The sequence below is a fragment of the Paenibacillus pedocola genome (assembly GCF_031599675.1).
In the GTDB taxonomy this organism is placed as follows: domain Bacteria; phylum Bacillota; class Bacilli; order Paenibacillales; family Paenibacillaceae; genus Paenibacillus_AQ; species Paenibacillus_AQ pedocola.
Map to the genome: position 1 here is coordinate 4,154,707 of NZ_CP134223.1, position 13,570 is coordinate 4,168,276.

The window sequence follows — 13,570 nt, forward strand, 5'->3', positions numbered from 1 at the left end:
ATTTAGCCGTTAATTCCTTGCACAAGGCGATAGGTATCGCGTGCAATGACAAGCTCTTCGTTTGTCGGAACCACAAGCACCTGTACCTTGGAATCAGCTGTAGAGATGCGGCGCGGATCGCCGGAACGAACCTTGTTGGCCTCAGCATCAAGCTCAATGCCAAGGAAGGTAAGATTATTCAGTACTCTTTCGCGCAGCAGCGATGCATTCTCGCCGACACCTGCTGTAAAGACGATGACGTCCACACCGTTCATAGCGGCTGCATAAGAACCGATATATTTGCGCAGGCGGTATTCGTACATTTCAAAAGCAAGCGTGGAGTTAGGCTCGCCCTTCTCCGCACCATCGATAATATCACGCATGTCGCTGCTCACACCGGAAATAGCCAAGAGACCGCTGTGCTTATTAAGCATGGAGTTCACTTCGCCAACGGACAGCTCTTCCTTGTTCATCACATAAGGAACGATAGCGGGATCAAGGTCACCACTGCGTGTACCCATCATCAGACCTTCAAGCGGGGTCATCCCCATTGAGGTATCGATAGATACTCCGCCTTGAACCGCAGTTACGCTTGCGCCGTTACCGATATGACAGGTAATGATCTTCAAGTCCTCGAGCGGACGGTCCAGATATTCGGCTGCAGCTTTGCTGACGAAATCATGGGATGTGCCGTGTGCGCCGTAGCGGCGGACTTTGTATTTGTTGTACAGCACTCTAGGAATTGCGTACATATAAGCTTTTTCAGGCATAGTCTGGTGGAACGCAGTATCGAAAATAACAGCCTGCGGAACACCCGGCATATTGTTTTCAGTAGCTGTGATCCCCATTACTGCAGCAGGATTGTGCAGCGGTGCAAGGTCAAACAGCTGGCGGATCTTCGATTTGGCATCGCCGTCCACCAGTGAGGATTCCTTGAAAAATTCTCCCCCGTGTACAACACGGTGGCCCACAGCATTGATTTCATCAATGGAGCCAATTACACCATGCTCACTGTCGGTCAGACACGCCAGTACTTTGCGGATCGCCGTATTATGCTCCAGGATTTCACTAACTTCCGTCACATCCGGTTTACCGGTCGGTTTGTGGGTCAGAATGGATGAATCCATCCCGATACGTTCTACCAGACCTTTTGCCAGAACGGATTCATCCGTCATATTGTACAGCTGATATTTTAAAGAAGAACTACCCGAGTTGATTACTAAAACGTTCATATCCGGTCACCATCCTTGTCATACTTGAAGAAGCCTTCGCCCGATTTTGCACCCAATTGTCCTGCACGTACCATCTTCTTCAGAATAGTCGATGGACGGTACTTCAGTTCACCGTATTCACGGAACATGTTTTCAAGTGCGGCAAGCACGGAATCCAATCCGAAACGGTCAGCCATTTCAAGCGGTCCATGCTGGAATTGGTAACCAATTCGCATTGCATCATCGATATCTTCAGGAGAAGCAACACCTTCTTGAAGCACATGCATAGCTTCGTTAATGAACAAGCAAATGAGGCGTGAGGATACAAATCCTGGGGATTCGTATATCATTACGCCTTTTTTATCAACGATTTCATCAACAAAGGCTTTGGTATCTTCAAAAGTGCTGTCGGAAGTTTTCAGACCGCGCACGATTTCAACAAGGTCCACCTTACCTACAGGATGTATAAAGTGCATGCCGATTACGCGTTCCGGATACATTGTAGAGCTGGCAAGCTCTGTCAAGCTGAGTGTCGACGTGTTGCTGGCCAGAATAATGTTGCTCGGACACACTGCATCCAGCTGATTAAATACTTTTTGCTTCGCTTCCAGGTCCTCGGTAATGGTCTCAATGACCATATCACACGAGCTGAGCTCCGCGAAATGTGTCACTTTTTGAATACGGCTCAGAATCAGTTTCTTCTCAGCCTGGGTAATTGCCCATTTCTCCAACTGTTTGTCGAGACTTGTCTCGATCATTCCGTAAGAGTAATCCAGTCTTTCTGCAGTTTTCTCCACCAGCATAACATCCAGGCCCTTGGCTGCCAGCATTTCAGCAATCCCTTGACCCATGGTTCCACCGCCGATGACGCCGATTTTTTTAAAATTCATGTAAAAGTCTCCATCCTTTCAGGTATCTATACTTTTGTATTGTACCTTGTCTGTCGTAAAAAATATGTAGCCCGACATATAATAATATCTTAGCATGTCTGAAAAGTAAAAAAAAATAACCGGCATAAATAATTATGCCGGTAATCTCACACTGTCACGAAATTGACAACGAAATTGCTCTCCGGAGAGGACTTCCTCCTTCATTAATATATCCAAAGAGTAGTCAAACACATTCCGCTGTTTCTCCAGCAGGTCTCGGGTGCGAATCATAAGCTCATCTAATATTTTACTATTTTCCTTCATTAATTCTTCTGTGGTAACCATTTCCAGATTAGCAATACCAAGCGAGGTAAGTCCGGATTTCATCATCGTCTCCACAATATTCAGCGCCTGGTCAAAATCGCCGCGTGAGCCGGTGCTTCTTCCGCCGTAATACATCTCCTCCGAAGCTGCCCCTCCAAGGGCAATCATAATCTGATGCTCCAGATAATCCTTGGTGTAGAGGTATTGCTCAGTCTGCGGATTATGTCGTACATACCCCAAAGCCTGTCCGCGCGGAGTCAGGGTAACCTGGCTTACACTTCCCGGACGCAGCAGCTCTGCCATAATTGCATGGCCAAGCTCGTGGATCGCCACCCGCTGCTTTTCTTCCTGGTTCGTCTCACGGTCTGTCTTTTCGCCCATCATCACCTTGTCGATGGCCAGCGAGAGATGCCGCTGTTCCACCTCTGTGAGGTTCTCACGCATCATGTAAATCGCAGCCTCGTTCATTACACTTTCCAGCTGGGCACCGGAGAACCCGTAGGCTTCCTCTGCTACCTTGTCCAGATTCACATCCGCGTGCAGCGGCTTATTCTTGGCATGCAGATCGAGAATCGATCTGCGCCCCTTCTTGTCAGGCATATCGACCTGGATATGACGGTCAAACCGGCCCGGACGGAGCAGGGCGGAGTCAAGCATTTCCTTACGGTTCGTCGCAGCAACCAGCAGGATGCGCGGGGTGTCGTTGTTGTAGATCCCGTCCATTTCAGTCAGCAGCTGGTTCAGCGTCTGATCATACTCGCGCTGCTGGCCGCCTTCACGCTTACCGCCGATTACATCAATTTCATCGATAAAAATAATTGCGCTTTGCTTGTTTTCTTTTAAGGCGCGGTTGCGGGCATCCTTAAATAAATCACGGATACGTCCGGCTCCGACACCCACGTACATTTCTACAAACTCACTGCCGGATGCCGCTACAAACACGGAATTAGTGTAATGCGCCGCCGCTTTGGCCATCAGCGTCTTCCCTGTTCCCGGAGGGCCGGTAAGCAGGATACCCTTCAACGGGCGAATCCCGAACTTGCTGATTTCCTCATGCCGGATCAGAAAATCCAATGCTTCGCGCAGCTCCTGCTTCGCATTGTCCTGTCCGCCGATTTCTTCAAAGGTAAGCTTGGAAGGACCGCTCTTCTTACGCTTCTTATCCCCGCCCGCATTTACGGTCAATCCTCCGCGCAGGTGGGCAATGAGCAGCAGTGCGCCGATCATGCCGGCGGCAATAATCACCGGAAAAATATTGATACCGACAAACGCCATAAAAATCAGCAGCACCGGAACAAATCCGGTCAGAACTTCTTTCCAATACTTAGGCATTGTTCCACACTCCTATCGCTCCTGGAACCCGGGGTAAAATAATAAATTTGCTCTCTTTACCGTTAGTAAGGCTTACATATACGTTGCTGTCATCAATTTCTGTCGTTGCAGTTACATCTTTATATTGCGAATATTCCGCGATAAGTCCATCCAGCTTGGCAGGGATAAGTGTATATTTACGGCTCTCCATCGCTTCAGCGACAGAGAACATCGCCTTGTCCCAATATTCGTCAAGCAGGGCGCTGGAGTGCTGATTCACATCAATCTTCAGGGTGCGTCCGTCAATAGCGGAACTGCCCTCTGTGTTCACATACTGCACCAGCTCACGCAATTTCGTGCCGGGTGCGAGATCCAGTTTCAAAGTGACCTCGTTACGGTTAATAGTAATATGTGAATCGTTGACTCCTTCGTAGGATGATACAATCTTTTGGAGCGGCTCCTGCACAGCGAACTGGCGATAGGAATACCATCCGCCAAAGAGCAGCGCAGCAGACAACAAAGACGTTAAAAGCACAGGCACAAGACGTAATTTCAAGAAACGTCCTCCTCTCAGATTTGGGGCTATAACTATATGAATGCAATAGATAGCGTGTCAAACAGGTTTCCGATTCTGACATGCTCTTCGGCATGTCTTAATACAAATAGTAGTATATCATATGTGTATATACGAATCCGAATAAAATTGTGAATATATTTAAAATTTTCGATACTAATTTCTGGGTGTTTTATTGCTCTTTGCCCCTTTATCGACAAAAAAGACCTGAATGATTAGTTCATTCAGGTCTTTTTGCCGATCATTTGCAAATTCGCGTTAATATTATTTAAGCAAGATATTAATTTTACTAGTCATATAAACGGGGAAGTCCCGGCATTCTGTACTGTAACCTCATCATCGCAGGATGCTTCGCTATACTCCGCAAAACTAAGATATGTATTACTGGTACTTATATATCAATCATATATATCATTTTCTATATCAAGCATCATCAATACAACTTTATCAGAAAAGAAAACAGCAGGTAAACAGTTGCCTGTCCACCCGCCGCTCGTTCCTCTTATGCTGTCTTATTTGCTTGGCAAACTGTAGCCCTCGCCGATCGCCGTACCATCCGCGAACCGGTAAAACTGGTAATAATACCTGTTGTCCAGCTTGTAAAAGACCTGCCAGGCGTATTCACCGTTAAACACACCCGGAAGGAGCCTCTTAATTGCTGCACCCGGTAGCTGAGCGGCTATAATAGCGCGGATTTCCTGCTCCGAGGTCCCTTTTGACAGCTCCTCCGCATAGATATCGTTGGCGCCTCCAGCCGGCTTACCGTCAAGTGTAAAACGGACCCAGACCATAAGCTTCGTCCCGGCACTGTTTTTTCCCGTTAGCACCCAGTAGACCGAGTTTTCATCCCAGACCGATTTCTGCGCTTTTGTGATCTCCGTCAGTCCGGCACGGGACTTAGCAACTTCCTTGGCTGCATTCCGTTCATTCCACTGGTCCTTCATGATATAGGCATAGAACTGCCCGAGTCCGAACAAAAGGAGCAGCACCACGCCAATCCCCAGCGGAAGCCATTTTTTCCTTTTCCTCAAAGTGCAGCTCCCTTTCCTTAAAATAACAACCTCAAATTACCGTTTGAGCAGGCTCTCGAAGGTTTCCTGCGCCTTACGGCGGATTTCTTCCTCATCCAGCGTCAGGCATTTACCGTGCTTTACAACCTGCTGGCCGTTAATCCAGACATGCTCTACATCCTTGGCACTTGCCGAATATACGGCATGGGAGAGCAGGTCAGAGTGCGGCAGCAAATGAGGCTGGTCAATATCAATAGCGATAAAATCTGCCTTCATGCCTGTGGCAAGACGCCCGACATTGTTCAGATAGATCGAGGCAGCGCCATATTCTGTCGCCATCAGCAGTGCTTCCGGTGCCGGTACTGCAGTAGGATCTCCGCTTACGCCCTTATGGATCAGCGCTGCAAGCCGCATTTCCTCGAACATATCCAGGTTGTTGTTGCTAGCTGCTCCGTCAGTTCCGAGCGAGACCTTCACTCCGGCTCTCAGCAATTCAGGCACACGGGCAACTCCGCTTGCGAGCTTCAGGTTACTGCCCGGATTATGGGATACGCCAACCTTATAACGGGCCAGAATCTCAATTTCTTCATCATTCAAGTGTACACCATGGGCAATCAGGGATGGTCTGGTGAACATACCGAGCTTCTCCAGATGGGCCACAGGGCGCAGGCCGTAATCGGCTACGTTCTGCTCCACCTCATGGCGCGTTTCGGACATATGCGTATGCATCGGCAAATCCAGATCATGGGCTGCCTGCACAAATTTCATGAAAAATTCCGGCGGACAGGTGTACGGAGCGTGGGGCGAGAGCATTGCCGTAATCCGGCCGTCTGCCTTGCCGTGCCAGTTCCGGGCGAACTCTACGGCTTCGGCAAGCTTCTGGTTCTGCACATCCTCCGGACATAGACCGATCGCGCCGCGCATCAGCACCGCACGGATGCCCGACTGCTCTGTTACCTCTGCAACACGGTCCATATGATCGTACATATCCAGGAAGGTCGTTGTGCCGCCCTTCAGCATCTCGAGAACAGACAAGGCAGTCCCCCAGTATACATCATCTCCGGTGAATTTCGCTTCCATCGGCCACATTTTTTCCTGCAGCCAGCTCTGAAGCACCATATCATCACCATAGCCGCGCAGAAGCGACATCGCCGCATGGCCATGAGTATTGATCAGACCCGGCATAAACAGCAGGCGGCTGCCGTCAACGGTCAGGACACCCTCTTCAAAGGCGGGTTTGTCTTCCCCTATGTATGTGATCAGGTCATTTTCTATAGTCATATAACCGTTCAGGACGGGTTGCACCGAACCAGGTACGAGGAAGCGTCCATTTTCGATTACTGTCTTATTGCTGCTCATCCGTATGTTCTTCCTTTCCATCATGCAAATAATATGCCAGACTCTGGAGGTCGGTTGTAAAATCCGCTGCATGAATGCGAATCGTTGGCGGGGTCTTTAAAATTACCGGTGCAAAATTCAGGATAGCTTCGATCCCCGATTCCACCAGAATATCAGCTACATTCTGCGCTTCGCTGTCCGGAACGGTGATAATGCCAATCCGGATACCCTGCTCACGAATCGTCTGGCCCAGCTCTTCCATTGGCTGAACAGTCAGGGAGTTGATCTTCTGTCCCACTTTAGGCGCATAAGAATCAAATACAGCTGTAATTTTCATTGTATCCTTCAGATAGGCGTTATAGTTGGACAAGGCATGACCGAGGTTACCGGCACCGACCAGAGCCACGTTGATTTGCTGGTCAAGCTTAAGGATATGGCGGATTTTCTCGATCAGGTAGGATACATCATATCCAATGCCCTTTCTGCCAAAATCACCGAAATAAGCCAGATCCTTACGGATCTGCGCCGGGTTAAGATCCAGCTTCTGCCCCAGCTCCTGAGAGGAAACTGTGGCGATTTCACGTTTCTGGAGATCGTTCAGAAAACGCAGGTACACAGGGAGCCTGCGAACAACTGCCTCCGATATTTTATCTGATTTCATGTTTTCTCCTCCTAAAATAAAATCACTCTGATGCGCAGCTTATGAAATCCGCAAGGCGCGTTCCAGCAGCATAACCGGGAACGCGCATGCGGAGATTAGAACATTTATGATCAAACGATCAGAACAAAACAGTACAAGATAATTGCAATTCCCGGTTCCTGAAGGAGGTCATTGAATGTTGGACTCATTGCCGCCTTCAAGCCATTCTTCAATTCTCGGAACCATCTGATCAGTCAGCATATGCTCCATTTTGGGACCCGGAAGAGAATACAGGAAATACTTCCCGTAATAAGCTTCGATGACCCTGGTATCATATACAATGACAATTCCCCGATCCTGAGCCGTCCGAACCAGCCGGCCAAAACCCTGTTTGAAACGGATAACCGCCTGCGGAACAGACAGCTTCATGAAAGGATTCTTCTTCTGGGCCTGTAACAGCTCGGACTTCGCCTCCGCAAGCGGATGGTTCGGCGGCTGAAACGGAAGTCTGACGATCGCCAGGCAAGTCAGTGCCTCTCCGGGGATATCCACACCTTCCCAGAAGCTGCTGGTCCCGAGCAGCACCGAAGCCGAACTGTCCTGAAACCTCCGGATCAGCTTACTGCGGCTGCCTCCCTCCACGCCTTGGCCAAGGACCGTAATATCCTCTGATGCCAGTGCCTCCTTAAGCGGGTCATAGACCTGACGCAGCATCTTATAAGAGGTGAACAGCACAAGCATGCGGCCTTTGGTTGCGACCGCAGTTTCCGCCAGTGAATGCACCAGCTTATCCACAAAGCGGGCATCACCCACACTGCCTTTGACACTTGGGAAATCACGCGGAATAACAAGCAGCGCCTGTTCGCGGTATTTGAACGGCGAAGGCAGCAGTGCTGTCATCAGACGGTCTTGTTCGGCAGCCTCGTTAAGCCCAAGATTATCGATCATGAACTGGAAGGATTTATCCACGGAAAGTGTCGCAGATGTCAGCACAATACTCTTCTTCTTGTCGAAGAACAAATCCTTGAGCTGTGTACTGACATCGACCGGAACGGCATACAGCTGCAGTGATTTGCCGCGGTAGTTGCCGCTACCCTCCATCCAATAAACGATATTCTCATCATTTAAACCCATGAAGAAACGGATCTGTTCACGGATTGAGGCTAAATCCTTAAACAAGCCGCCAATATCCGTCACCAGACTGTCCGAGGAGGACTGGCTTTCTGTATCACGCATCTCGCTGAGCATTTTATCGCCTCTGCGGATAATATCGCTAAGGCTTAAATTCAGCGTATTCTCTAATGCTGCCAGCTCTTCCCAATCCTTCGGCTTCTTACCGGGATGAAGGCGTGTCACCAGCTGCCCGGCTTCACCCGCCGCTGCGTCACTTCGTTCAGGCAGGAGACCAAACAGCTTGTCGCTGAGCGCATCCCAGGTTTCCTTAACCGTCAGCAGGTCCGGATAGATCCTGTCGATCACACCGCTCCACTCGGAAGCCTCTTCGCTGCCGGAGGATTGCAGGGTCTGCCGCAGCGCCGGCAGCTGTCCGTTACGGCTGTCTTTATACAGCCGCGTCAGGGTGTGGGCTACCGTGAAATACTTCATCTGCATGCCAAGATGCTTGCCTGCCACATCCTCCAGATGATGAGCTTCATCAATCACAAGATGTTCATAAGCAGGAAGCAGCTGATGTCCGGCCTTCACATCGGCGAACAGCTTGGAATGATTGGTAATGACCACATCCGCAATGCCGGCTTCATGCTTGGCCCTGTGGTAATAGCATTTGCGGAACCATGGACAGGCGCGGCCCAGGCAGGAGTCCGTATCACTGGCCACAGTCTCCCAAAAGTCGCCGCCACGGCCGTTCAGATTCAGCTCCTCGTCATCACCCGATTGGGTCTGGGTCAGCCAGACAATCATTTGTGCCGCGGTGAGGGCTTCTTCTCTGGGGCTTACAAAGTCTCTTTTATTAATTTTGTGTTCAAACTTGCGCAGGCACAAATAATGCCCTCTTCCCTTAAAGATTGCAGCTTTGAACGGAAACGGCACCACGCTCGTAAGCAGGGGGATGTCGCGCTCACGCAGCTGATCCTGAAGATTGATGGTGTGGGTGCTGACCATTACCTTCTGGTCAGTGCGCACGCTCTGATAGATTGCCGGCAGAAGGTAGCCCAGCGATTTACCGGTACCGGTGCCCGCCTCAATCAGCAGATGCTTCTCCTCCTGAAGAGCGGTCTTCACCTCACCGATCATAATCTCTTGGGCTTCCCGGCTTTCATATTGCGGCAAAGTATCTTTAAGGCGTTTGGTTACTTCAGCCATATAGTCTTCAAAGGATATATTCTCCAAAGGATTGCTGGCACCTTCTTCCCTCGGCGGGACAAGCTCAGTCCAGTCTCCTACAGCCAGTGCCAGCTGCCGGTGAAAGGTCAGCTCGCCTTCCGGCTGAAAGGTCTCCATTTCCCGTTCCCGCAGGAGGCCGTCAAAATACCAGGCGAGATCACTGTCTTCTTCAGCAAACAGCTCAGTCAGCCGCTGGATAGTCAGCAGAGGCAGGCTGTATAGCTCTTCCAGACATTGAAGCAGCACCAGGGCTGTTGCCAGTGCATCACTGTCCGCCTGATGCGGACGTTCATGAGTAAGCCCGAAATGCGAGCTAACCGCTCCCAGCTGGTAGGTCGTCAGTGACGGAAAGCAAATTTTGAGAAAATCAATCGTATCGAGAATTCTTCCCTGAAACGGCAAATAGCCGCAGCGGTCCAAAGCACTCTGTAAAAAATGAAAATCAAAAGCGACATTATGTCCAACAAGCACCACATCATCCAAAAGCGGGACAAGCTCCATCATCATTTCGTCCAGCTCCGGGGCATTCGCTACATCCTCATCGGTTATGCCAGTCAAGCCCGTAATAAAAGGTGGAATCGGCGTTCCGGGCTTGACATAGGAACCATACACCCGGGAGATGGACCGGTCTTCTTCTATAATGGCAAGGCCAACCTGGATGATCTCACCCACGGATTGGGTTCCCGTAGTTTCAAAATCAAGCACGGCAAATTTCATTATAAGTTCTATTCCCTTTCACTTGAGACTCCTTATCAGCATAACAGAAGTTACGTAAAAAGGCGATGCAAGCCGCTTGTTCAAGTGGGTGCATCGCCTAAATGAATGGCTATAATTACAACAGCGAAACAAGCTGATTCCCAAAATGAAGCTTCCCGCCCCTTTTGCGGCAAACCTCCAGATTGACACTCGGCTCCGGTAAAGCGGGATCATGCAGCAAAGAAAGGCTGAACAATTCACTTGCTTCCTTGAAGCGCTCCTGTGAGGCTCTGATGCAGCCCAGAGCATTATAGATCATTGCCTTGAGCTTGCTCTCGCGGATCAGCGCCAGCATATGGTTCAGATGGCCCCAGGCCGTCTCTCCGTCACCTTCCTGCAAGTAGGCCATGGCCAGGTACAGGCGGGCTGCCAGACTGTCCGGATGCTGCTGAATCACTTCCTTGAACTGCTCAATACATTTGCCGTACATCAGCAGCTTATAATACCCCTGTCCCCTGACAAAAGAGTCCATGGCAAGCTCAGGAGCTTCGTGCTGCACCGCTTCCTCCGGCTGAACCGGAAAATCGGACTGCTCCCGGAATTGGCTTAATTTCTCGGCAAAGGCCAGCCACTCATCCATCACTTCATCGCTAAGCCTGTGAAGCATATTGTACTTGCATAACAGATCATTCCGGCGCGCCCCTTCCGCAGAAGGATAGTCCGTGACAATCTCCTGGAGCATCTTGTTCATCTCAGCAAATAAATGTTGAAACATCGGGACATCCCCCTTTACTGAAAATGAAATCAGCCTAAGCTTGCCTGCCTTCATTTTTCGCAAAGTACGGGTACTTCATCCCTGCCATTGATTACATGGCTCAAAAAACAGCTGGTTAAGCGATAGTTGCGTGCACTTCATGATCAACCAGCTTCACCGGCTTGTTGCCGGCATCCACAAACACTACAGTCGGCTTATGTCCGGCCAGCTCTTCGGATGACAGCATGGCGTAGGAAATAATAATGACCGTATCACCAGGCTGCACAAGCCGGGCGGCTGCTCCATTGAGACAAATCACTCCGCTGCCGCGCGGTCCCGGAATGACGTAAGTTTCCAGACGCGAGCCGTTATTGTTGTCAACAATTTGTACCTTCTCGTTCTCAAGCAGATCAGCGGCCTCCATCAGGTCTTCATCGATGGTGATGCTGCCCACATAGTTCAGATTAGCTTCGGTCACCGTTGCACGGTGAATTTTGGACTTCATCATATGTCTAAACAAGAGCATGAGCCTCCTTAGGGATAAATACATTGTTATCAATCAGGCGGGTTCTGCCGAACTTCACAGCCAGTGCCATGATGATTTCACCGTCAGCATCCGTTAAAAGTGAGCTTCCGTCCAGTGTCTCCAGTTCAGGGAAGGTCAGGATTTCCGCGTAATCGATCACTGCAAGCGGAGAAGAAGATATCACCGAAACGAGCAGCTCCCGAGCTTCATCTACGGTACGGACTTTACCTTCCTCCATGGCCTGGCGTACGCTCTGAAGTGAGCGGGACAGTACAAGTGCCTGGCTGCGCTCCTGCGCCGACAGATAGACGTTACGCGAGCTGAGCGCGAGCCCGTCATTTTCACGGACAATCGGACAGGCGATAATTTCCACATTCATGTTCAGATCAGAAACCATCCGGCGGAGTACAGCCACCTGCTGGGCATCCTTAAGACCAAAGAAAGCATAATCCGGCTGTACCATATTAAACAGCTTGCTGACAACCGTGGTTACGCCGTCGAAATGGCCCGGACGGGAAGCACCGCAGAGCTGGGTAGTCAGCGAGGATACCGACACCTTCGTGCGGATCGGCTGCGGATACATTTCTTCCACACTTGGAATAAATACAATATCCGCCCCTTCGCGTTCCGCAAGCTCCAAATCCCGGGCTTCATCGCGCGGATAAGAGGCAAAATCCTCATTGGGTCCAAATTGCAGCGGATTGACAAAAATGCTCATTACAACCGTGCTGCTCATTTCCCCTGCCCGCCGCAGCAGACTGGCATGTCCTTCATGAAGATATCCCATGGTTGGCACAAAACCGATGGGAGTATGCCCTCCTTGACGCATATATTCAAGCGCTTCACGCAATTGTGCTACTGTTCTGACTACTCTCATCTTATTTCGCTCCTTTTCCGGAGGCGCCGTATAAAGACTCCAATACATGCTCATCCGCATTAAAAATATGATTCTCGGCAGGGAAGGAACGCTCCTTCACTTCTTTAACGTAGGTGCTGATTCCTTCACGGATTAGGCTTCCCACATCAGCATAGGTTTTGACGAACCGTTTCTCCCGGTAGGGTGAGGCATACCGGAGTATATCATGGAATACCAGCACCTGACCGTCGCAATACCGGCCTGCACCGATGCCGATCGTCGGAATGCTGAGCGCCTTCGTAATGGCTTCCGCCACCTCTTCGGTTACCAGCTCCAGCACAATCCCGAATGCCCCGGCCGCTTCAAGCGCTTTGGCCTCGTTTATCAGCCTCCGGGCATCCTCAGGATCTTTACCTTGGATCCGGTAGCCGCCGATCATGTTGACAGACTGCGGAGTAAGACCAATATGTCCAAGCACAGGCACACCGGCCTTCACCACAGCAGAGACCGTATCACAAATTTCCAGCCCGCCTTCCATCTTGACGGCTTGCGCCCGGCCTTCCTGCATCAGCCGGCGCACACCGCGCAGGGTCTCATCAACGCTGCCGTGGTAAGTCATAAAAGGCATATCCGTTACAATAAAGGTATCCGGTGCCCCCCGGACGACTGAACGTGTATGGTACACCATATCGTCTATCGTTACCGGCAGGGTAGTATCGTAGCCAAGGACCACATTCCCTAAAGAATCTCCGACCAGGATCAGATCAATCCCTGCCTCTTCAGCTAAACGTGCCGACGGATAGTCATAAGCGGTCAGCATGCTCAGGGGCACACCGTCCGCTTTCATTTTTTTCATTTTCACAATATTAGTAGCGTGTTTTTCAGCCATTCGCTCCCGTTCCCCTTTTCGCAGTTAAATTACGCGTAAACGCGCAAACAAAAAAAACCCTTTAGCATAGTCCGCTAAAAAGGTCCGATGGGCAAAAAAGAGTCACTCGCGATCGTCCCTTCTGTCTCGGTCCTTACGGCTCAGAGCAGAATCCAACGTAACCGTGTAGTACAGTTATGAAGGTGTATCCCATAGCAATTTCTGAAGTAACAAAAAATTTCCGGAGTACAGTTCGTCAGAGCGATACCGT

12 protein-coding genes are annotated in these 13,570 nt (G+C 50.2%); all 12 read right to left on the reverse strand.

Annotation, left to right across the window (positions count from 1 at the left end; all coding sequences use genetic code 11):
- Positions 1-2: 2 nt before the first annotated feature.
- The 12 genes from QU597_RS18395 to panB all read right to left on the reverse strand — a co-directional run bounded on the left by QU597_RS18395 (position 3) and on the right by panB (position 13,320).
- Entirely contained in the window at positions 3-1,211 is a 1,209-nt protein-coding gene (locus QU597_RS18395; protein ID WP_310829290.1) for an acetate/propionate family kinase, read from the reverse strand.
- Positions 1,208-2,080 carry a 3-hydroxyacyl-CoA dehydrogenase family protein gene (locus tag QU597_RS18400; RefSeq protein ID WP_310829291.1) on the reverse strand — a complete coding sequence of 291 codons (873 nt, stop codon included), beginning with the start codon at positions 2,078-2,080 and terminating at the stop codon, positions 1,208-1,210. The genes QU597_RS18395 and QU597_RS18400 overlap by 4 nt, the downstream gene beginning before the upstream one ends.
- A gap of 132 nt (positions 2,081-2,212) precedes the next feature.
- Positions 2,213-3,715, reverse strand: coding sequence for an AAA family ATPase (locus tag QU597_RS18405; RefSeq protein WP_310829292.1), 1,503 nt, complete (start codon positions 3,713-3,715; stop codon positions 2,213-2,215).
- On the reverse strand, positions 3,708-4,250 hold the full coding sequence (locus QU597_RS18410; protein ID WP_310829293.1) for a hypothetical protein: 543 nt from the start codon (positions 4,248-4,250) through the stop codon (positions 3,708-3,710). The genes QU597_RS18405 and QU597_RS18410 overlap by 8 nt, the downstream gene beginning before the upstream one ends.
- Positions 4,251-4,780: 530 nt before the next feature.
- Positions 4,781-5,299 carry a cell wall elongation regulator TseB-like domain-containing protein gene (locus QU597_RS18415; protein WP_310829294.1) on the reverse strand — a complete coding sequence of 173 codons (519 nt, stop codon included), beginning with the start codon at positions 5,297-5,299 and terminating at the stop codon, positions 4,781-4,783.
- Positions 5,300-5,335: 36 nt separating this feature from the next.
- Positions 5,336-6,637 (reverse strand): amidohydrolase, encoded by a 1,302-nt coding sequence (locus tag QU597_RS18420; protein WP_310829295.1) that lies wholly within the window; start codon positions 6,635-6,637, stop codon positions 5,336-5,338.
- Entirely contained in the window at positions 6,624-7,277 is a 654-nt protein-coding gene (locus tag QU597_RS18425; protein ID WP_236331587.1) for a redox-sensing transcriptional repressor Rex, read from the reverse strand. The genes QU597_RS18420 and QU597_RS18425 overlap by 14 nt, the downstream gene beginning before the upstream one ends.
- 168 nt (positions 7,278-7,445) lie before the next feature.
- On the reverse strand, positions 7,446-10,316 hold the full coding sequence (gene dinG, locus QU597_RS18430; protein ID WP_310829296.1) for an ATP-dependent DNA helicase DinG: 2,871 nt from the start codon (positions 10,314-10,316) through the stop codon (positions 7,446-7,448).
- Positions 10,317-10,431: 115 nt separating this feature from the next.
- The gene (locus tag QU597_RS18435; protein WP_310829297.1) at positions 10,432-11,070 is read right to left on the reverse strand and encodes a tetratricopeptide repeat protein; all 639 of its coding nucleotides are present in this window, start codon (positions 11,068-11,070) and stop codon (positions 10,432-10,434) included.
- Positions 11,071-11,185: 115 nt separating this feature from the next.
- On the reverse strand, positions 11,186-11,569 hold the full coding sequence (gene panD, locus QU597_RS18440) for an aspartate 1-decarboxylase (RefSeq protein ID WP_054941327.1): 384 nt from the start codon (positions 11,567-11,569) through the stop codon (positions 11,186-11,188).
- Positions 11,562-12,404 carry a pantoate--beta-alanine ligase gene (gene panC, locus QU597_RS18445; protein ID WP_370656276.1) on the reverse strand — a complete coding sequence of 281 codons (843 nt, stop codon included), beginning with the start codon at positions 12,402-12,404 and terminating at the stop codon, positions 11,562-11,564. Before panC ends, panD begins: the two co-directional genes overlap by 8 nt.
- 49 nt (positions 12,405-12,453) lie before the next feature.
- On the reverse strand, positions 12,454-13,320 hold the full coding sequence (gene panB / locus QU597_RS18450; protein WP_310829299.1) for a 3-methyl-2-oxobutanoate hydroxymethyltransferase: 867 nt from the start codon (positions 13,318-13,320) through the stop codon (positions 12,454-12,456).
- Positions 13,321-13,570: the final 250 nt, after the last annotated feature.